The organism is Rhizobium sp. ERR 1071, from assembly GCF_007828675.1.
GTDB classification, from domain to species: Bacteria; Pseudomonadota; Alphaproteobacteria; order Rhizobiales; family Rhizobiaceae; genus Rhizobium; species Rhizobium dioscoreae.
Genome location: NZ_VITM01000005.1, coordinates 433,917 through 453,818 on the forward strand (window position 1 = coordinate 433,917; position 19,902 = coordinate 453,818).

General features: G+C 60.0%; 15 protein-coding genes. 8 read left to right on the plus strand and 7 right to left on the minus strand.

Annotated elements, in window-relative coordinates:
• The 5 genes from FBZ99_RS20305 to FBZ99_RS20325 all read right to left on the minus strand — a co-directional run bounded on the left by FBZ99_RS20305 (position 1) and on the right by FBZ99_RS20325 (position 6,429).
• Positions 1–1,653 carry a dipeptide ABC transporter ATP-binding protein gene (locus tag FBZ99_RS20305; protein WP_145321579.1) on the minus strand — a complete coding sequence of 551 codons (1,653 nt, stop codon included), beginning with the start codon at positions 1,651–1,653 and terminating at the stop codon, positions 1–3.
• 1 nt (position 1,654) lies between these two features.
• Positions 1,655–2,485, minus strand: a complete 831-nt coding sequence (locus tag FBZ99_RS20310) for an ABC transporter permease (RefSeq protein ID WP_145634547.1) — start codon at positions 2,483–2,485, stop codon at positions 1,655–1,657.
• Positions 2,478–3,425, minus strand: coding sequence for an ABC transporter permease (locus FBZ99_RS20315; RefSeq protein WP_145634549.1), 948 nt, complete (start codon positions 3,423–3,425; stop codon positions 2,478–2,480). Before FBZ99_RS20315 ends, FBZ99_RS20310 begins: the two co-directional genes overlap by 8 nt.
• A gap of 118 nt (positions 3,426–3,543) precedes the next feature.
• Entirely contained in the window at positions 3,544–5,094 is a 1,551-nt protein-coding gene (locus FBZ99_RS20320; RefSeq protein WP_145634552.1) for an ABC transporter substrate-binding protein, read from the minus strand.
• Between the two features lie 12 nt (positions 5,095–5,106).
• Positions 5,107–6,429 (minus strand): M20 family metallopeptidase, encoded by a 1,323-nt coding sequence (locus tag FBZ99_RS20325; protein ID WP_145634554.1) that lies wholly within the window; start codon positions 6,427–6,429, stop codon positions 5,107–5,109.
• Positions 6,430–6,559: 130 nt separating this feature from the next.
• Here FBZ99_RS20325 and FBZ99_RS20330 point away from each other — a divergent pair, with 130 nt between their 5' ends.
• The 8 genes from FBZ99_RS20330 to FBZ99_RS20370 all read left to right on the plus strand — a co-directional run bounded on the left by FBZ99_RS20330 (position 6,560) and on the right by FBZ99_RS20370 (position 17,929).
• Positions 6,560–7,315, plus strand: coding sequence for a GntR family transcriptional regulator (locus FBZ99_RS20330; protein ID WP_145634556.1), 756 nt, complete (start codon positions 6,560–6,562; stop codon positions 7,313–7,315).
• A 973-nt stretch (positions 7,316–8,288) separates the two neighbouring features.
• Positions 8,289–9,173 carry a helix-turn-helix domain-containing protein gene (locus tag FBZ99_RS20340; RefSeq protein ID WP_113353155.1) on the plus strand — a complete coding sequence of 295 codons (885 nt, stop codon included), beginning with the start codon at positions 8,289–8,291 and terminating at the stop codon, positions 9,171–9,173.
• Positions 9,174–9,483: 310 nt separating this feature from the next.
• A complete protein-coding gene (locus tag FBZ99_RS20345) occupies positions 9,484–9,933 on the plus strand; it encodes a hypothetical protein (protein ID WP_233788509.1) in 450 nt (149 codons plus the stop codon).
• Positions 9,930–15,467, plus strand: coding sequence for a beta strand repeat-containing protein (locus FBZ99_RS20350; RefSeq protein ID WP_145634558.1), 5,538 nt, complete (start codon positions 9,930–9,932; stop codon positions 15,465–15,467). The genes FBZ99_RS20345 and FBZ99_RS20350 overlap by 4 nt, the downstream gene beginning before the upstream one ends.
• Positions 15,468–15,474: 7 nt before the next feature.
• The gene (locus FBZ99_RS20355; RefSeq protein ID WP_145634560.1) at positions 15,475–16,050 is read left to right on the plus strand and encodes an invasion associated locus B family protein; all 576 of its coding nucleotides are present in this window, start codon (positions 15,475–15,477) and stop codon (positions 16,048–16,050) included.
• A gap of 13 nt (positions 16,051–16,063) precedes the next feature.
• Positions 16,064–16,759, plus strand: a complete 696-nt coding sequence (locus FBZ99_RS20360; RefSeq protein WP_145634562.1) for a hypothetical protein — start codon at positions 16,064–16,066, stop codon at positions 16,757–16,759.
• Positions 16,756–17,229, plus strand: coding sequence for a DUF4189 domain-containing protein (locus FBZ99_RS20365; protein ID WP_113388672.1), 474 nt, complete (start codon positions 16,756–16,758; stop codon positions 17,227–17,229). Before FBZ99_RS20360 ends, FBZ99_RS20365 begins: the two co-directional genes overlap by 4 nt.
• 133 nt (positions 17,230–17,362) lie before the next feature.
• Positions 17,363–17,929 (plus strand): invasion associated locus B family protein, encoded by a 567-nt coding sequence (locus tag FBZ99_RS20370; protein ID WP_113420837.1) that lies wholly within the window; start codon positions 17,363–17,365, stop codon positions 17,927–17,929.
• A gap of 262 nt (positions 17,930–18,191) precedes the next feature.
• Here the strand turns inward: FBZ99_RS20370 and FBZ99_RS20375 are convergent, their stop codons facing one another.
• Complete coding sequence (locus tag FBZ99_RS20375) at positions 18,192–18,959, minus strand: methyltransferase (protein ID WP_162749384.1); 768 nt, start codon at positions 18,957–18,959, stop codon at positions 18,192–18,194.
• Between the two features lie 224 nt (positions 18,960–19,183).
• The gene (locus tag FBZ99_RS20385) at positions 19,184–19,807 is read right to left on the minus strand and encodes a TetR/AcrR family transcriptional regulator (RefSeq protein ID WP_113353148.1); all 624 of its coding nucleotides are present in this window, start codon (positions 19,805–19,807) and stop codon (positions 19,184–19,186) included.
• Between the last annotated feature and the right edge of the window lie 95 nt (positions 19,808–19,902).

The window sequence follows — 19,902 nt, forward strand, 5'->3', positions numbered from 1 at the left end:
TTAGAAGTCTCGTTCTGTAGGTGCGGCGCCGACAGGCGTCGGGACCGCGGCAAGCAGCCGGCGCGTATAGTCGGCCCGCTCGGGGCTGGTGATGTCTTCCGCCGGCACGACTTCGAGGAGATCTCCGCGATACATCACCGCGATGCGGTGGGCGATCTGGCGGATGAGGTTGAGGTCGTGGGTGATGAAGAGGAAGGCGGTGGAATGTTCGCGATGCAGTTCCAGCAGCAGCTCGATGATGGAGGCCTGCACCGAGACGTCGAGCGCCGAGGTGATCTCATCGCAGATCACCAGCTTCGGTCTGGATGCGAAGGCGCGCGCGATGGCGACGCGCTGCTTTTCGCCGCCGGAGAGCTGATGCGGATAGCGATCGGCATGGGTACGCGGCAGGCGCACCTGCTCGAGCATGTCGCCAATCCGTTGGGCGATGGCCCCATTCTCGCCTTCGCCATAGAGTTTCAGTGGCCGTGCCAGGATTTCGCGAATCTTCTGGCGTGGATTGAGCGAGGCGTCCGGATGCTGGAAGATCATTTGGACATTCTTGCGATAGGATTTGTCCATGTCGGCAAGGCCTGAAATCGTCCGCCCGGCGAAAGTCATCCGGCCCTCGAAGGGATTGAGCCCGGTCATTGCCTTGGCAAGCGTCGATTTGCCGGAGCCTGATTCCCCGACGATGCCGAGGATCTCTCCCGGCTGCACGCTGAGGCTGATGGCACGATTGCCCGCGAAGCGCTCGAAGGACCGGCCGGTCAGCGTCGACAGGAACGGCTTGCGGCCGTAATGCACGCTGACATTCTCGACCTTCATCAGGGGCTGGTCCTGATAGGACGGGCGTGTCTGCGTCCGGCGGTCGCTCGGCCGCGGCACCGCGGCGGTCAGCTGGCGCGTATAATCATGCTGCGGCGCATGGAAGATCGCGTCGACCGCTCCCTGCTCGACGATTTCGCCGCGCCGGATGACGGCGACCCGTTTCGCGGTGCGCGACAGCAAGGCGAGATCATGCGAGATATAGAGCGAGGCGACGCCCGTCTCGGCCTGCAGGTCGAGGAAGAGGTCGAGGATCTGACGGGAGGTGATGACATCGAGCGCCGTCGTGGGCTCGTCGAAGATGATGCATTCCGGATTGCAGGCAAAGGCGGTGGCGATAACCACGCGCTGCTTTTCGCCGCCCGATGCCTCGTGCGGCATGCGCTTCATCATGTCAGCGGGGCTTTTAAGGCCGACGCGATGCAGCATGGCTTCGCCTTCGTTCCACGCCTGCCTTGCGGTCAGGCCGCGATGGCGCCTCAGCGTTTCCGTGAGCTGCGTGCCAAGCGAGAGCGTCGGGTTGAGCGAGGTGCCGGGGTCCTGGAACACCATGCTGATCCGTTTGCCCCGCATGCGATTGACCTCGGCTGACGATTTCGCCGTTAGATCCTCGCCGCGAAGCCGGATGTCGCCACCGACCTCCCGAGCGTTCGCCGGCAGATAGCGCATGATCGACCAGGCCATTGAGGTTTTGCCCGAGCCGGACTCACCGACGAGGCCGAGAATCTCGCCGGCTCCGACTTGGAGATCGATATTCTTGAGCGCATGAAACACGCCGCCCGCCGTCAGATAGTCGAGCGAATAATTGCGGACCTGTAGGACGATATTGCTTGCCGTTTCTGTCATCTCAGCCTCCGGTGCGCGGGTTGAGCGCATCGCGCAGCCCGTCGCCGAGAAGATTGAAGCCGATGGCGACAATGGCGATGGCGAGACTCGGCCAGATCAGGATGCCGGCGCTGAGGTGCATGTATTGTCTCGCCTCCGAGACCATCAGCCCCCATTCGGTGGCGGGCGGCTGGGCGCCCAGACCAAGGAAGCTCAACGTCGCGAACAGCATGACGGCAAAGGAAACGCGGATCGTCGTTTCCACCACGATGGGTGCGACGACATTCGGCAGCATTTCGCGCAGGATGATGTAACGCGAGCTTTCGCCGCGGGCGATCGCCGCGCTCACATAGTCCTGCTTGCGCACGGCAAGGGCTACGCTGCGAGTGATGCGCGCCATGCCCGGCGCGAAGGCAACGGCGACGGCGACCAGCGCATTGATGCTGCTGGACCCAAGCAGATTGACGATCAGCAGCGCGAACAGAAGGTTCGGGATTGCCATGATCGCATCGATGGTGCGCATGATGAATTCGTCGGCGCGGCCGCCCAGGAAGGCCGATACCGTTCCGATGAGGGCTCCGGCAAGCGTGCCGGCAAGCGTGGCGAAGACCGCCATCGTCACGGTCGAGCGCGCACCGATCAGCAGGCGACTCAAGATATCGCGGCCGTATTGGTCGGTGCCGAGAAGGAAATTCGCGCTCGGTCCCTTATAGCGGGCAAGGATCGACATGGCTTCCGGATCGCGTGGAGCAAGCCAGGGACCGACGACGACGACGATGAAGACGAGGACGACCAGGACAAGGCCGACCGCGCCCTGCGGCGTGCGCAGCAGCCGTTTGAGAAGCTCAATCATACTGGATCCTCTTGTCGAGCCATGCGTAGAGAATGTCGGCGGCGAAATTGACGATGGAATAGGTTGCCGCCATGAGCAGCACGCCGGCCTGGATCGCGGGAAGATCGCGCGTCTGGATGGCGACGATCAACTGCCGGCCGATGCCGGGAAGTGCGAAGATTTCCTCTACGACGATGATGCCGCCGAGGAGATAGCCGACATCGAGCGCGACGACGGTAATGGTCGGCAGCAGGGCGTTGCGCAGCGCATGACCGAACAGCACTCTTGATGTGGAAAGACCCTTTAGCCGAGCCGCGCGGATGTAATCGGTATGCAGCACATCGACGAGTTCGGAACGCGCCATGCGGGAGACATGCGCGATGAGGATGATCGACACCACGCAAACCGGCAGCACCAGGTGGGCAAGGCCGTCGACAAAATTTTCGGTCAGCGGCACATAGCCCGTCGGTGGCAAAAGCTTCGCCCAATCGGCGACGAAGAGCACCGCGAGCGTCGCCGTCACAAACTCCGGCAGCGATACGCCGGCATAGGAGATGAGGCTGACGATCATGTCGGCGAGCTTGCCGCGGCGGATCGCTGCGAGGACACCGAGGGGTATGGCAAGCGCGAGCATCAAGGCGATGGAGAGCACGGCGAGTAGAAGCGAACGGCCGAGAGCCTGGAGCATGGCCGGCCCGACGGGCTGGCCGGTGCGCAGCGACTGGCCGAAATCGCCATGCAGGACGCCGCCCAGCCAATGCAGATATTGCAGCCAGACGGGATCGTTCAATCCCATATGCTGGCGCAGTGCCTCAAGCGCCTGGTCGGTGGCGTTCTCCCCAAGCATCATCACGGCGGCATCCGCCGGCAGGACCTGGGTGATCGCGAAGACGACGAGCGACACGATGAAGAGCGTGTAAACGATCATCAAAAGCCGCTTCAGGAGATAGTTCGGTGACAAGGGCCATTCCCTGGCGTTGGAGCGACCGGTCGCTTCAACATAAGCGCCGATCTTCTTGCTATGGGATGCGTCGCGAAGGTCGTTGGCCTCGCGACGCTCATTCAGCTCGCAGGTGCTATCAGCTCCGCTTCGGCGCCTTGTCCGTCAAGGAGACATAATCGAGACGGAAGACGGAAGCGCGCGGATGGACCTCGAAACCGGCGACCCAATCCCGCTTGGCGGCGAGAACATCGAAGAAGACCGGAATGATGGAAGGAACGTCCTCATTCATCAGCTTCTGCGCCTCGGCATAAAGCTCCTTGCGCTTGGCTTCGTCGGTGATGCCGCGCGCTTGGTTGACGACCTTGTCGAAGGCGGCATTGTTCCAGCGCGTTTCATTCCAAGCGGCATCGGAGGTGTAGAGCAGCTTGAAGATCGCATCCGCCGTCGGCTGCATGTTGTAGAAGCCGACATAGAAACTGCCCTTCTTCCAGACCTGCTCGAGATAGGTCGCGTGCGGCATCGTCTGGACGTTGATGTTGATGCCGGCTTCCTTCGCCATCTCGCGCAATGCGACAGCGAGCTGGGTGCGCTGGCTCGGCTTATCCGATGCAATCAGCGTCGCCTCGAAGCCGTTCGGATAACCGGCCTCGGCCAGCAGCTTCTTGGCTTCCTCGATATTGGCCTGGCGCAGCGGCAGGTCGGCATAGAAGCGATAGGAGGAATTGAGGGCGGTATCGTTGCCCGGCGTGCCGAAGCCTTCGGTGACGAAGTCGACCATCGCCTGCCGGTCGACGGTAAGCGCCAGCGCGCGGCGAACGCGGGCATCGTTGAAGGGCTTTGTGTCGCAGCCGAAATTGATGTTGCAGAACTGGCCCGACGGCACGCGCAGCGGATTGACGCCTTGGGCATCCTTCATCCGCAGATATTCGGTCGGCTGCACGGTCGAAATGATGTCGATATCGCCGGCAAGCAGGGCCGAGGTCTGCGCCGAGGTATCTGGAAAGACCTGGATTTCGACGCGATCTAGATAGGGACGCTTCGGATCGTAATAATCGGGATTGCGCTCGACGACGATCAGTCGGTCGGGTTCGTAGGAGACAAGCTTGAACGGGCCGGTGCCGACGGCCGTGGTCGACAGCTTCTTGAAGTCGCCTGTGGCGATGGAGGCAGGGATGATGCGCGCGACCGTGTAGGCTGTCGCCACTGGGAAGTCAGCGTAAGGGGTCGAAAGCTTGAAGACGGCGGTCAGAGGATCGACTGCGATCACATCGGCGATCGGGCCGACATTGTTGAGTGCCGGCGAAGCGTTCTTCGGATCAAGGATTGCCTTGAAGCTCTGGACGACATCGTTTGCGGTCAGCGGCGATCCGTCATGGAACTTGACGCCGCTACGCAGCTTGAAGGTCCATTCCGTCAGCGCATCGTTGGCGCTCCAGCTTTCGGCAAGATCCGGCTCGACCGACATATCGACCTTCAGCCGGGTCAGATTGCTGTAGAGCAACTCGGTGACCATGTATTCCGGGTTGACGCGCGTCAGCAGCGGATGGATCACGCTTGCGGCCTGATCGACGGAAATGCGCAATGTGCCGCCTTTGGCTGGAACGGCGGCCTGAGCAAAGCCGATGGTAGGCGTTGCCAGAATGGCGGCGGTGCTCGCCAGGAAATGACGTCGATTCAGCTTCAGCATTGCGATGTTCCCTTATTTTGATGGTGCGTGTTCTGGAATAAGGCCGGTCTCAAAGTCGCGGGCGAGATAGGCAAGGATGCTCTGCGCCAGCGCGACGATATCCGTGATCGTCGTATGTTCGTCGGCGCTATGGATGCAGCTCTCCGGACGTCCAAGGCCGCCGAGCAGGACTTCCTGCATCGTACCCGTTTGCTGCACGTAGCCGAAATCGGAGCAGCTGGCGGCGCCCCATTTGCTGAAATCGGAATCCTGATAGCCGAAGCCGAGGCTGAGCGCCTTCTGCCAGCGCGGCCAATGCGGACCGTCCGGGTCTGAGGTCGGAATGAGATGGCCGACAAGATCGATCTCGACGCGCAGCTCGGGCGATTTTGCCATGACGGTGCGCACGAGCTCTTCGATCTCAGCCCTTGCCGTTTCGTAACTTTCCTCGGGTGCGTAACGGCGGCTGACGAGGATCTTCAGCTCCGCGGGAACCTGTCCTCCCGACGTACCGCCATTGATGGCGGCGATGGAAAGCTGTGGCCGCAGCGGTCCGCTCGCATGCGGCGGCGCTGGCAAGGCGGATGCGAAGGCAGCCACCTGCGGCTTCAAGGCGTGCAAGGCATTCAGAAGCGGAAGGGTTCCGTCGATGGCATTGATGCCCGAGCCGGTGCGGTTGCCTTCGCCCGCGTGAACCGCATGGCCGCGAATAGTGATCTGAAGATTGAAGACGCCGAAGCAGCCCGCCCAGATGCGTGGTGCTGCCGAACCGTTGAAATTGACGATATGTCCCTTGAGCATGCCCTGCTCGGCGAGATATCGGATTCCCGGATAGAGGCCGCCTTCCTCATCGGTGCAGAGGAGCAGCATCGGATCGTAGGCAAGCTCGACCCCACACGCATCGGCGGCACGCAGCGCAAGGAGGGTCGCCGCGATGGTGCCTTTCATGTCCGCAGCTCCAAGCCCGAAGAGGCGTTCGCCTTCGCGGCGCAGACAGAGCGGATCCTGTTGCCAGGCAGGGGCGGCCGGAACCGTGTCGACGTGGTAGTACAGCCCGCAAACCGGCTTGCTGCCGGATCGCGCGGCAATGAGATTAACCCGCGCCCCTTGGGCAGGGCCATTGCTGACCCGCCACAGCTCTTCCGGAACGGTAACCTCCCGGCAATGAAAGCCCATGGGTTCCAGCAGGCCCGACATCAGCGCCGCAAAGGCGGGATAGCCGTCTCCGGGCGGAAAAGAGGTATCGATCGCGACCATCCGCGCGAGGTCGCTGACAGCGCTTTCGACGGTCTCTTCAATGATTTTCAAGGCGCTTGCAAATGGCTCCTCGAAAGATGACAAGATTTGATCGCGCATGCTCGAATTCCGAAAAGACGCGCAGAAACACATGGAGGTTCCGCACTCGTATTTATATAAACTATATAGTAATGATGCTGCCGCTCACGCTTCGAGTCAACTCCAAATAAGAGGCAAATAATTGCGCGAAATGCCCAAATTTTCAGCAGATGTACCGCGTGCATCCGAGCTCTCCGTTCCGCTCTACGAAGTCGTGAAACGTCAGATCACGGAAGCAATCATGATGGGCAAATGGCCGGCCGGGACCGTGCTGCCGAGCGAGATCGCGCTGTCGCAAAAGTTTGGAGTTGCTGTCGGCACGATCAGGCGTGCCCTGCAGGACCTGACCAATGAGGGCTTGCTCAGCCGCCGGCGCAAGACGGGGACGGTGGTCACCGGTCGCACGCCGCAGCACAGCCTTCGCTTTTTCTTCCAGTATTTTCGCCTGCATGGGCTCGACGGTTCGTTGCAAAACTCAACATCCGACATTCTTTCGCTGAAACGCCGTGGGGCGAACGAAGAAGAGCGGGCCGGACTGCGGCTTGACAATGCGGCTGAAGTCATCTCGATTCACCGGCTGCGCAGCGTCGGAGGCAAGCCGGTCATGCATGAAGTCATGGCACTTTCGGCGAGCATGCTGCCGGAGTTTCCCGATAAGAAGGAGGAGATTCCCTCCCTTCTTTATCTCTTCCTTCTCGATCGCTACGGGATTCGCATTTCCGCCGTCAGAGAGCAGATTGCCGCCGACATGGCGACGGAGGAGGATTGCCGGCTGTTGCAGTTGAGCATGCCCAGCGCCGTACTGACGATCGACGAAGTGGCCTATGATCAATCCGCGGTTCCGGTTCTCGTCGCGAAACATCGTGCGACGACCAGAAGCCATCGCTATGTGCATGAGGTCCAATAGCGGGCGATAGGCTAGCTCTCCGGCACCACAATCCGAAGACCCGGGCCGCATTAACCCGTTGCGGGTGCGCCTGCCATTTGCGCGAAATCCAGAAGGCCCGTCTGCGCTCGTTCACGGTTTGAGTGTCGTGATACGCAATGTTCGCGATTTCGAAGGCACAGACCCCTTCGTTGAGGATTTCGGCCTGACGATCGGCTTTGGAGATTTGCCGCCGCCTCTTTCAGCTCTTTCGTCGGGGCGGCAGAATAACTTCCGTTCTTCTTGTATCACTTGCTGCTCACTGTGCGAGTTGCCCAATGATATAGAGTTAATGGTTGTAATGAAGTTTGGCTTGATTACAGCATAGCGATAGTGTGACTAGGTACGGGGCTATGAAAATCTCGGGGCGTCCTTACGGATTTATTTTATGTTGGGAATGTGATAGCTGACATATATTAAGGCTGCGAGAGTGCGAATGGTAGAATTCAAATTTAGTGAACCACCTGTAGGAAACGGGGCCGATGACATTTCAAACGAGTGCCAGCGCCAATTGCAGCCTATAGTTAGTGAAATCGTTCGGGCCGCGGCTGCAGCTGGATGGAATCAGAAGGATGTTCTTCTAGCGATGGTGGATGTCGCTTGGGACTTATATGAAAAGCGCCGAGGCGATCTTTAGCGGTCACAGCCGCTCCACAATCGCTTTTTTCTACTTCGACGTGAACAAAGGTTTAGCCCGACTGCAACCATCTATCGAAGTGCGTGGATATATTTGTCCGCGCTAAAGATTGAAGTGTTTTTACCGCGTCATTCTTTCTTTACCATATGCGTATCCCCCTTCCAAACTCAGTGAATTATACTATTTAATCTTGCGCTATAAGCTGGTTTACGGCGGTATCCGGCGGGCAGTGTTGGGAATAATGAGATCTCAGATGACGTTGGGATCTCGTCTGCTTGTTAGCAATTGCATGATTTCGTTCGGGCGGGGCGATGAAGAATGGACTATGCGGGTGAGGTGCGGGAACGTACCGATCGATATGTGTTCGACATAATTCCCGAAAGCGCGGGTCCTAGAAAGGCCACCATGCGGGGGAGCGTCATCAGCTCCGTTCGCGAGCCTGGATCGCAGACGTTCCTGGCCAAAGAACATGCGATGGGGATCGTGCTGGCTCCCATGCGTGGCTTGCGAGCGTCTCTCGGCAGCGACAAGATCACCCAGTATGACGCGCCTGTTGGTTGCCTCATCATCAATCCTGCTGGCGTGGACAGCACTCTTGCCTGGTCGGAAACCAGGGAAAATCTGGTGGTCGCGATTCCTCCCCAAATCTTGTCCGAGCTGGCGCTCCAAGAGTTTGATCTTGCCGACGTAGAACTCGAACCTCCAGCATTTGGAACCGTCGATCCTATCGCCCTCGGCATAGCGCAGAGGATTTCCGTCGAGCTAACCGGGAAAGCAACTCCGAATGAACTCTATCTGGATTCATTGGTTACGCTGTTTAGTACCCATCTTCTCCGTACCTATGCGAACAATATGAGACAGCTTCCGTCGCCCAGGGGAGGGCTCTCCGCGAAAAGCGCTCGACGCGTGGAAGAGTATCTTCGCGAACATTTCACCGAAAAGGTTCACGTCGCTGAACTTGCGGCGGTCGCTGGCATTTCGCCCAACCATTTCATCGTGAGGTTCGCCAAGACCTTTGGCATGCCTCCACACCGGTATCTGATAAATCTGCGCTTGGATCTTGCGGAAAAGCTGCTCGCCGAAGGCGAGATCGCGATTGTGGAAATCGCCTACATGACAGGGTTTTCGGATCAAAGCCACCTGGCGACCACGATGAAGAGATACCGTGGACGGACGCCGACGGAGCTTCGATACATGCGATAACCGCGCGGGTTTTGTAGGCAACCCCCGGATTCGTTCCAAGCCAATTCGAATATTCCGTAACCCATGTTTTTCCGGGGGCTGACCGAGAGGCGTATGTGGCATGGGGTTTTTCTGCTCACGCGGCAGAAGAGATTTTCGGAATGAAAAGAATCGTTTGGCGCCGATCATCAGGCGATTCGCCTCTTCATGCGGAACAGCTTTAGGTTAAGTGTGGCAAAGCGGTTACACCTGCAACCGGCTAAGCAAAAAACCGTAATTTCCTAAAAAAAATCCGGAATTTTCTAAAATACCGTTGTGCTGAAATAAGGCCATGTTCGTGCTGGTAACCATCCGGTGCTTCATGGACATTCAATTCCCTGAATTTGAAATCTTTGCTCCGAAAATCGAGGTAGCCTGGACTGCCTTGCAAGAACGATATGCCAGCCGCCTGACCGGCCCGGAAGTCGATTATCTATTTGCCTGCCTTGTCTTTGGTTTGACCTCTCCGGCCTATGGGGAAGGAGAACCATTATTCCATTTCGATGTCTGCCGCGCCCTGGTGACGATGAAGCTTCCGCCCGATCGGGCTGACGCTGCGTTGTATTCCGTTCCGGAACTGACGCAGCCATGGGCCGACACCGTGCGCGAACAGCTCGAAAGTCAGGCCGCCAAAATGGGTCGTGCGCTTCAGGAAGCGCACAATTTCAATGACGACACAGCCGCAGATGCGGGTTCACGCGCGCTCGGTCGTCCAGATAGCAGCGAGGAGAAAGCAGCATGAGCGAGTGCGTTGGGGAACATCTGCAGACTAAATCGCGTGTCGGATTTGCACGAAGCTGGATTTCGGGCGGTGATAGCAATCGCCTGGTTCGCCGTCGGCTGATGGCGGTGCTGCGGATGGCATCTCGCGTGCTCGGCTTCAAGCGGAGCCGTCTGGGGCACGGGATGCTGGGTGTTGGTGGAGTGGCGGCACTGGGAGCGATCGTATTCGGGGGCATCGCCACGCCGGCTCTGGCGCAGTATGCGGCCGGCGGCGGCACGGCGACCGGCGGCAACGCCGTCGCTATCGGTAACGGTACCGTAGCGAATAATCCGAACAGCATCGCGTTGGGTACCTCCAATAGTGCGACGGGGGATGCTTCGATCGCCATCGGCTATTCGATGGGCGTCAATGGCCTCAATGCCATAGGCATGGGTGTTTTCGCGAACGCCACCGGCGTCAATGCTCTTGCCGTGGGTGGAAATGCCCGCGCATTGAAGGACGGCGCTTCGGCCTTTGGTGTCAACACCACGGCAAATGGAGCGAACGCCGTCGCCCTCGGCTCGACTGCGAGCGCTTCCGGAGGCGCCTCGATAGCGGTTGGATTGTCCTCCAACGCCTCATCGTCAAACGGTGCCGCCATCGCCATGGGCGTCGGCTCCAAGGCTAACGCTGGAACAGGCGGCGGCTCTCCGATTGCCATCGGCACCAATGCCAATGCAAGTGGCACTGCTCCTTCCGGCTTCACGTTCGAGTCTGTTGCGTTAGGCTCCGCCGCGACGGCCACGGGAGCGTGGGCGAATGCGGTTGGTTCCAGCTCATCGGCTACGGGGACTGGAGCCAGTGCCTTCGGCACGTCAGCGACCGCGTCGGCCAACCAGTCCACCGCAGTCGGAAATGGGGCGACCGCTTCCGGCTTGAGAGGCTCGTCCATGGGTTATCTCGCCGCCGCCTCGAACACCGATACCATCGCCGTTGGCACGTCAGCCGCCGCCTCCGGAACCAATTCGCTCGCCATCGGTCCTACTACCGTCGCGTCGGGAGCCTTCGGGGTTGCCTTAGGTAACCAGGCACAAGCAATCGCTGCCGGCGGTGCCGTTGCGATAGGTTCGGGCGCAGTCGTCGCAAACGGTGCGACTTCCGGCATTGCTCTCGGCAACAACGCAAACTCCGCGTCCAATTTATCCGCTGCGGTTGGTGCCGGTGCGAATGCCTCAGGCACTGGGGCCGTATCCATAGGTTATGTAGCACAGGCTACCGCCATCAATGCAGTCGCATTAGGCCCGAACGCGAACGCGAGCCAGTCAAACACCCTTGCTTTAGGCGAGTCCTCCACCGCCAGTGGTGTGAGCAGCACGGCAATCGGCGGCGGGTCGGTCTCCAGCGGGCTTCAGTCGGTTGCTTTGGGCATTAACGCGAACGGGGGAGCCGACTATGCGACAGCGATCGGATCGGCGGCCAAGGCCACCGGTAACCGCGCGTTCGCCGCTGGCCGTATCGCCAATGCCGGAGGGGATGACTCGACCGCCATTGGCACGTCGGCCGTCGCGACAGGAGCGGCCTCGACTGCACTCGGTTCGGGCGCGGTGTCACAAGGCGTGAACGGGATCGCCATCGGCACCGCCGCCGGCTCGCTCTCCGACGATTCCGTCGCAATCGGCACGGGCGCGATCGCCGATGGCGGTCAGGCCGTCGCAATCGGCTACGGCAATTCCGCTTACGGTGACGGCGCGGTCGCGATCGGCGATCCGAGCTATGCGAGCGGCACCGGCGCCTTCACGGGCGGCGCCAACAACATCGCCAATAGCGATGGCACGGCGACCGCCACCAGCGCCAACCAAGCCGCCGGTGCGGTCGCGATCGGCAACAACAACAAGGCGATCGGTCAGGGCTCGGTTGCGCTCGGCAACGGCTCCACGGCGGGCGCATCTGGCTTCGCCGGCAACGTCGCCTTGGGTAACGGCGCAACGGCGGCGGCGAGTTCCGGCGACGTGGCCTTGGGCTCGGGCTCCTCGACCTCCACGGCGGTCGGCACGGCCAGTGGGGTGGTCAACGGCACGACCTACGCCTATCAGGGCACCAACCCGACTTCGACGGTCAGCGTCGGCGCAGTTGGCGCCGAGCGCACCATCACCAATGTGGCGGCGGGCCGGATCAGCAATTCGTCCACCGACGCCGTCAACGGTTCGCAGCTTTTTGCCACCAACCAGGCGGTCGATGCCATCGGCACGACGGTCAACAACATCACCACGGGCGGCGGCATCAAGTATTTCCATGCTAATTCGGCAGCGGCAGACTCATCGGCGACGGGTGCGGAATCGGTTGCGATCGGACCTCTCTCGACTGCGGCAGGGACGAATGCCATCGCGGCCGGCAACAGCGCGACGGCTTCCGGTCTCGACGCGACAGCGTTCGGATACATATCCCAGGCCACGGGTGACTACAGCACGGCCGTCGGCCCCAATGCCAATGCCACGGCCATCTCCAGCACCGCGGTCGGCCAAAATGCCTTTGCCACCGCCGCTCAAGCAACCGCTCTCGGCAAACAAGCGAATGCCAGTGCCGCAGATGCGCTCGCTCTGGGCGTCAACGCTACCGCCGGCAACGCAGGCGCAGTGGCGCTCGGTTCGGGCTCGGTGACCGACGTCGCCGTCGGCACGGCTAGCACGGTGATCGGCGGCAATACCTATAACTTTGCTGGCACGACGCCGGCTTCGACGGTCAGCGTCGGCGCAGTTGGCGCCGAGCGCACCATCACCAACGTGGCGGCGGGCCGGATCAGCGGCTCGTCCACCGACGCCGTCAACGGCTCGCAGCTGTTTGCCACCAACCAGCAGGTTGACCTGAACACAACCGCGATTAACAACATCACCACGGGCGGCGGCATCAAGTATTTCCATGCTAATTCGGCAGCGGCAGACTCATCGGCGACGGGTGCGGAATCGGTTGCGATCGGACCTCTCTCGACTGCGGCAGGGGCAAACGCCATCGCGGCCGGCAACAGCGCGACGGCTTCCGGTCTCGACGCGACAGCGTTCGGATACATATCCCAGGCCACGGGTGACTACAGCACGGCCATCGGCCCCAATGCCAATGCCACGGCCATCTCCAGCACCGCGGTCGGCCAAAATGCCTTTGCCACCGCCGCTCAAGCAACCGCTCTCGGCAAACAAGCGAATGCCAGTGCCGCAGATGCGCTCGCTCTGGGCGTCAACGCTACCGCCGGCAACGCAGGCGCAGTGGCACTCGGTTCGGGCTCTGTGACCGACGTCGCCGTCGGCACCGCCAGTACGGTGATCAACGGCACGACCTACGCCTTCCAGGGCACCAATCCGGCTTCGACGGTCAGCGTCGGCGCAGTTGGCGCCGAGCGCACCATCACCAACGTGGCGGCGGGCCGGATCAGCGGCTCGTCCACCGACGCCATCAACGGTTCGCAGCTCTTCGCCACCAACCAGGCGGTCGATGCTCTCGGCACGACGGTCACCACCATCAACGGCAACCTGACCAATCTCGGCAATACGATCAACAATCTCGCCGGTGACACATCGACGACCTATACCGATGCAAACGGTAAAGGTATCCGATATGTGCGCACCAATGACAGCACGCTTGCCGTCAGCGACTCCTCGGCTCAGGGCGTCGGCTCCACGGCGGTCGGCTATAACGCGACCGCTACGGCAGGCGATGCCCTGGCACTTGGAAGACAAAGCCAAGCCACCATCGTCGGCGGAGTTGCCCTCGGTTCCGACTCGGTTTCCGATCGCGCCCTCGCACCGGCAACGGGCCAGATCGCGGCCGGGCCGACGAACTTCATCCAATACAATACGACGGACAAGACCCTGCTGGGCGCCGTTTCGGTCGGTTCGAGCACGGCCTATCGACAGATCATCAATGTGGCTGATGGCACCAACGCGCAGGACGCCGTCACCGTTCGTCAGCTCCAGGGCGCCATCGCTTCGGTGGCGACGACACCAAGCAAATACTTCCATGCCAATTCAGCGGCGGGTGACTCGCTTGCTGTTGGCGCAGAGTCGGTAGCAGTCGGCCCGACGACCGTCGTCAACGGCGACAATGGCATCGGCATCGGCAATGGCGCTGTCGTCGACCAGGTTGCCCCTGGCGGCACGGCCATCGGCCAGAATGCCCATGTCATGCTGGCTGATGGCGTCGCGCTTGGTACGAACTCGCTGGCTGCGGGCGTCCAGTCGGTGGCGCTCGGTGCCGGCGCGCAAGCCAACAACATCAACAGCGTTGCGCTGGGTGCCCAATCCGTAACCACAGTGGGCGCTCAAACCGGCTACACCGGCTTTGCCCTTACGGCGCCGCAAACCTCCGTCGGCGAAGTATCGATCGGCTCGGCTGGATCGGAGCGCAAGCTGACCAATCTCGCGGCCGGTTCGGCTGATACGGATGCGGTGAATGTCAGCCAGCTCAAGGGTCTCGGCACCAACGTTACCAACCTGATCGGCGGCAATACGACGGTAAACCCGGATGGATCGATCACTGGCCCGACCTATAATATCCAGGGCAACAACTACAATACGGTCTATGATGCCTTCGGTGCGGTCGATAACTCCCTGACCAACATCATGAATGGCGGCGGCATCAAGTATTTCCACGCCAACTCGACGCTGGCCGATTCCACCGCCAGCGGCACGGATAGCGTTGCGATCGGTCCGCAGAGTGTCGCCAGCGGCGTGAGCAGCCTGGCAGCAGGACTTGGATCTACGGCGGCAGGGGAGGGGGCGGTTGCCCTCGGCCAGGGGGCGCAGGCTAACAATGCCAATGATGTGGCCTTGGGCTCCGGTTCTACAACACAAGCTGCTGTCGGCACGTCGGGCACGGATATTCAGGGTCAGCACTACGATTTCGCCGGTACCACGCCTGTCGGAACGGTGAGTGTGGGTTCCCAAGGGGCTGAAAGAACCATCACGAACGTCGCTGCCGGCCGCATTTCTTCCGACAGCACCGATGCCATCAACGGATCGCAGCTTTATGCGACCAATCAGGCGATCGACAGCCTGCAGACGGGTGTCGGAACGATCACCAAGAACGCCGTCACCTATGATCTCAATCCCGATGGCAGCAAGAAGAACAGCATCACGCTGCAGGGTGGTGACGTGAATGCGCCGGTGGTCATTTCCAATGTCGGCAAGGGTGTCGCCCCGACGGATGCCGTCAACGTCGCTCAATTGGGTGACAGCATCACTCAGGTCAAATCCTACGCGGACACGGCCGCCGCCACTACGCTGGCTTCCGCGAACAACTATACAGACCAGAAGTTCGGGCAATTGAACCGAGAACTCGGAGACGTACGGTCGGAAGCGAGACAGGCAGCCGCGATTGGACTTGCCGCGGCATCGCTTCGCTATGACGATCGCCCCGGCAAGGTGAGCGTAGCAGTTGGCGGCGGTGTGTGGAGAGGCGAGGGCGCCTTGGCCTTCGGTGCCGGCTACACCAGCGAGAACGGGAGGGTCCGGGCGAATTTGTCCGGTACGGCAGCCGGCGGCCAGGTGGGTGTCGGCGCTGGCCTCAGCTTCACTCTGAATTGAGCCTGTCATGGTCAAAGGAGCGCTTCTCGGCGTCCCGACTTTCCTGATGTGCATGCTCTTGTTCGGCCCGATTGCAGCCGGACAGGAGACTGCCACTCCCGCGTATCGCATAAAGCCGTCTGAGGTCGTTGTTCCTCCGGAAGTAAGGCCTGGCGATTATCAGCGAACCATTCGTCCCTTCGAAAACTGGACGCTGATCTGCGACGAAAATCTCAAAATTCGCCAGCGGGTCTGCAACGTTACCCAGATCATCGAGAACGAGGCGGGGCAGGTCGCATTCAGCTGGTCACTCGCCGCGACGAAAAAGGGCGATCCCTACATGATCTTGCGTGCGGCCCCGATTGCCAAAAACGACGGCGGTATCCTGTTGCAATTCGAGGGCCGCAAGGAGCCGATACAGGTCCGGTTCAACGGCTGCAACAACACGGTATGCGTCGGCATGCTGCCGGTCGGCCCCCTACTGCGCGAGCAGATTTCCAAGAATACCGCGCCAACGGTTTCCTACCCGACCGCGGACGGGAGAACGATCAGCGTGACCGCAAATCTCAAAGGCCTTTCCACAGCCGTGAAGGCGATAAAGTGATGGATGGATTTCAATGACCCAGCAATCAATTCACGATCGCATCATGTCGCGAAACACCAAGGACGCCGCAATTCAGAACCTGGCCGTCGAGCAAGTCAAGCCGAAGCGAAGCTGGCGAAAGACCGCCGCCCTTTCGGTGCTGGCGATCGCAATCGTCGCCGCTGGCGGCTATGCCGCCTTACGATATGATGTCTTGGGTAATCTTCTCTCCCAGCCGGCGGTCGCGGCCGCGAATGATGCCAATCAGGCGCTGCCCGATACGCCATTCCTGCAGCACGCCAAGCAGGCCGGACTGCATTCCTGCTCGACGATTTTCCCGGTTCTCGGGCAGCTGTTGACCAATGGCACGCAGTACAATGTCCAATCGGTGTGGAACAAAGAGGCAGCCGACAAGCATGCCGTACAAGCGCTTGTCGGCATGAACTATGCCACACAGGGCTATAACGGTCCGGCCGCCGGCATCGTATTCGCAGCGCCCGTCGCATCCGGCTGTGAAGGATCAATGGTTCGCGTTGCACCGTTCACGATGTCTTGCCCGGAAGTTTCGGCCAAGTTCCCGAATGGAAGCAAGCTCGTCGACAATCTCGACCAGGTCGGTGTCTACCAGCTCGGCAACGATGGCGGTGACGCGATGCTTTTGCCGACAGGAAGCGGCTGCGTCGTCATTTCCGTGGCTTCGGCAGCAGGAAACCAAGGGAGCGCAAAATGAGGTTGAAATCCGCGATTGCCGCGATAGGCATGCTGCTTGTCTCCGCCGTCCATCCGTGGGCCGCCGATCTCTTCACTACAGAGCAGCCGCCGGCTCCCCCGCCTGAAGAGCGCGGCATATGGGCAGCCATCGCCTATTCGGCACCGGATGAAAAATACGGCTTCTTCTGGGGAGCCGACAAGCGCCAGGAAGCCATGGATATCGCCCTCAAGCATTGCGAGCGGGATAAGGGCAAGAGCTGCATCGTCGTCAGCGTCTTCCGCAATCATCGTCACTGGGATGACGACGACAAAACCGGCTTTCCCTACAATCATTGCGGCGCACTCGCCATCGGCAAGGAAGGCGGCAAGCGCGTTACGCCATGGGGTGCGAATTCGGCACCGACGCGCCGCGAAGCCGAAGACCTCGCGCTCAAGGCCTGCGAGAGCTCCGGCTCCCGCTGCAGCGTACGGGAGTGGGTATGTACCTGAACGCTTTCGAACATGACCGCCTTTGGGCGCGCCAGTTCGCGTTCAAAGGCGGCCGCCGCCGCTAGCCCGTTATCTTGGCCTTTTGCGCAACCGATTGCACAAGGTCATGTTTCAAGCTGAGAGATTTTATCCCTTGTCAAATTCCGCATTCATTTCATCTCGGACCATCAGCCGCATATCCCATGCGGTACTTGCCTTCATCTCCGCGGGCTTTGCTCTGACGCCCGCACCTTTGGCCTTTGCCCAATCGGCTCTGCCGAACGGCGCATCCAGTCTGCAGGAGACCTATCAGGATTGGCATGTCGCGTGCAATCAGCGCGACAAGGCTGCGTCTTGTGCGCTCTCGCAGGATCAAACCCAGCAGAATGGTCAGAGATTGCTCGCCGTGGAAATGCAGATGCGTCCCGACGGCAGCGCGCTTGCAACGCTGCTGCTGCCGTTCGGTATTGTGCTCGACTCGGGCGTCACCCCGAATATCGACGATCAGCCGCCCCTGAAGCCGGTGCGCTTTCGCACCTGCCTGCCGAACGGCTGCATAGCCTTGCTTCCGATCGATGCTCCGACCCTTGCCAAATTGCGAACCGGCTCGCGCTTGAATCTCAAGGTTGTTGCCGATGGCGGCAATGCCCTTGGATTTCAGGTGTCTCTGCAAGGCTTCTCAGCGGCGGCCGATCGCGTAGTTGCATTGGCCAGCCGATAGAAAATGCACGGTGCGGATGGCTCGAACGAGTGGCCGCACCGAAGACCCGATGAGCTATTTCTCGAACAACGAGCTGTCTGCCAGCAGCTAGCTATCGAAGATGAGGCTGGCCGCACCGATCAAGCCGGCATGGCGCCCGAGCTGTGCGGCAACGATCGGCACGTTGCGGTAAGCGGGCATGGCGACGCGCGGTGACTTTCGGGGAAGGTAACGGCGCGACGATAACGCCAGCGCTTCGCTCTTGACCAGCTCAGTGGCAAACCTATTGATTTTTTCGACCCGTCGCGTGGAACAGCCGGGCCATTAGCCTATATGGATCGCGCAGCGAGGTTGCCTGCTCCAGCGCAATGAGTGCATCAGCCATACTGTCGTCAAAGCTGTCCGCATCGAGGTGATCTGAGAAAATGCGGATTCCCCTCCACTGGCAGTCGTTGAAACCACATTGCTTCATGCAGTCAACAATTACTGAAGGATCGTCGCCGCGCGTGCTGATGCCGAGATTGCCGATGCTGCTCGCCGCGCGGGTCTCGATCAATTGCCGAGCCAACTCATAGTCTCCTCGGAGTGCTTCGCGAAAACCGTTGGAGAGTGCATTCTTGGTTAGAATACTAAGCAGGCCGCCGGGGCTGACATGGTTTGCTAATGTTTGAATGGCAGCGCCGCTGTCATCCAAGTACATCAACACTCCGTGGCAGCAGACCGCGTCGAATGTCTGCTTTGGCTTGAAATTTTCGATAGTGCCGACTGCAAAATCTAGTCGATTGCGGGCTCGCTCCGACAATTGATCCTTACGCAAATAGGCTCGACGCAGCATTTCGGGCGATGCATCGACACCAAGAACATTGAAACCCGCCTCGCATAGACGCACGGCTATTTCACCATCGCCACATCCCATATCCAGAACCGTTCCTCCCGCAGCTGTCAGTTCAGCAACCACCTGGAACACCAGTTCGTGTCGTATTCTGCCGCGTATCCCCTCCGAATATCTCTGATAGGCGCCTCCGACATTTCCGAAATCATTCAGCGACATATCGTCCTCCATGTGTCAGTCGATAAGGCTATAATCGCCCCAGCCTGCCGCCGTAAGTTTTGGCCATACGCTGTTTCATCGGTTAGCTTTCTGCTCAATATCTCACGAGTGGTCTGCTTTTTGTTCGGACGAACGATTCCACCAAGCAGATCAGAGAGCCGAAAGGGGCGCATTGAGTTCCGAGACGCACCATGGCCGGCAAGGCCATAAAGAGCATTGCACGTTCAACGCCGGTCAAGCAGCCCATGCAGGACGAGATCCATATGTGCTTTCACATAGCTTGCCTTGTCCAGAGTTCGCCGCTCGTCGAAAAGAAGCTTGAAGAATAGAAAGGCAATGGCAGGAGCGACGACCGCGTCGCAGAACGCCGCTGGTGCTTGACGGAACTCCCCAAGCTTTACCCCTTCGTCGATAAGGGATTGCATCTGCCGTTCGAGAGGATCGATGAATATGTCGTGGTGCCTGTCGACGATATGTGGAAACCGCGAACCTTCCGCAATGACGAACCTCATCAATTCGCGCAATTTGCGATCATTGATTATGAGATCGTAGATCAGCTCGATATTTTTCCGAAGCCGCTCCGTAGCGGTCCCCTTCAGCTCATTTCCGCTTATCAATAGATCTTCGAGGGGCGTCGAAATGTGCCGGATCATTGCTTCGAAAAGCTGCTCCTTCGTCTCGAAGTAGACGTAGATGGTTCCCTTCGTAACTCCAATCCTGGTGGCTATATCTTCGACGCGCGTCGCGACGTAACCACGTTCGACGAATTCCTCAAACGCAGCATCCAGGATCTGAACGGGGCGGCGGGCTTTCTGCTCCGCGCGCGTCAGCTTTTTCGTATCGGGCATATCCCACCTTGAGCGTTATTCGTCGTTTGGCGTCAAGACAATTTCCATTGACTTCCTAGTCAGTCAATAATATTCGTCTGCCGAACGGATGCAAG

Excerpts from the sequence above, each read along its gene's own strand:
- FBZ99_RS20355 (WP_145634560.1), top strand. The coding sequence starts at position 15,475 with ATGGTCAAAGGAGCGCTTCTCGGCGTCCCGACTTTCCTGATGTGCATG.
- FBZ99_RS20310 (WP_145634547.1), bottom strand. The coding sequence starts at position 2,485 with ATGATTGAGCTTCTCAAACGGCTGCTGCGCACGCCGCAGGGCGCGGTC.
- FBZ99_RS20320 (WP_145634552.1), bottom strand. The coding sequence starts at position 5,094 with ATGCTGAAGCTGAATCGACGTCATTTCCTGGCGAGCACCGCCGCCATT.
- FBZ99_RS20360 (WP_145634562.1), top strand. The coding sequence starts at position 16,064 with ATGACCCAGCAATCAATTCACGATCGCATCATGTCGCGAAACACCAAG.
- FBZ99_RS20350 (WP_145634558.1), top strand. The coding sequence starts at position 9,930 with ATGAGCGAGTGCGTTGGGGAACATCTGCAGACTAAATCGCGTGTCGGA.
- FBZ99_RS20375 (WP_162749384.1), bottom strand. The coding sequence starts at position 18,959 with ATGTCGCTGAATGATTTCGGAAATGTCGGAGGCGCCTATCAGAGATAT.
- FBZ99_RS20345 (WP_233788509.1), top strand. The coding sequence starts at position 9,484 with ATGTTCGTGCTGGTAACCATCCGGTGCTTCATGGACATTCAATTCCCT.
- FBZ99_RS20325 (WP_145634554.1), bottom strand. The coding sequence starts at position 6,429 with ATGCGCGATCAAATCTTGTCATCTTTCGAGGAGCCATTTGCAAGCGCC.
- FBZ99_RS20385 (WP_113353148.1), bottom strand. The coding sequence starts at position 19,807 with ATGCCCGATACGAAAAAGCTGACGCGCGCGGAGCAGAAAGCCCGCCGC.
- FBZ99_RS20330 (WP_145634556.1), top strand. The coding sequence starts at position 6,560 with ATGCCCAAATTTTCAGCAGATGTACCGCGTGCATCCGAGCTCTCCGTT.
- FBZ99_RS20365 (WP_113388672.1), top strand. The coding sequence starts at position 16,756 with ATGAGGTTGAAATCCGCGATTGCCGCGATAGGCATGCTGCTTGTCTCC.
- FBZ99_RS20340 (WP_113353155.1), top strand. The coding sequence starts at position 8,289 with ATGGACTATGCGGGTGAGGTGCGGGAACGTACCGATCGATATGTGTTC.
- FBZ99_RS20305 (WP_145321579.1), bottom strand. The coding sequence starts at position 1,653 with ATGACAGAAACGGCAAGCAATATCGTCCTACAGGTCCGCAATTATTCG.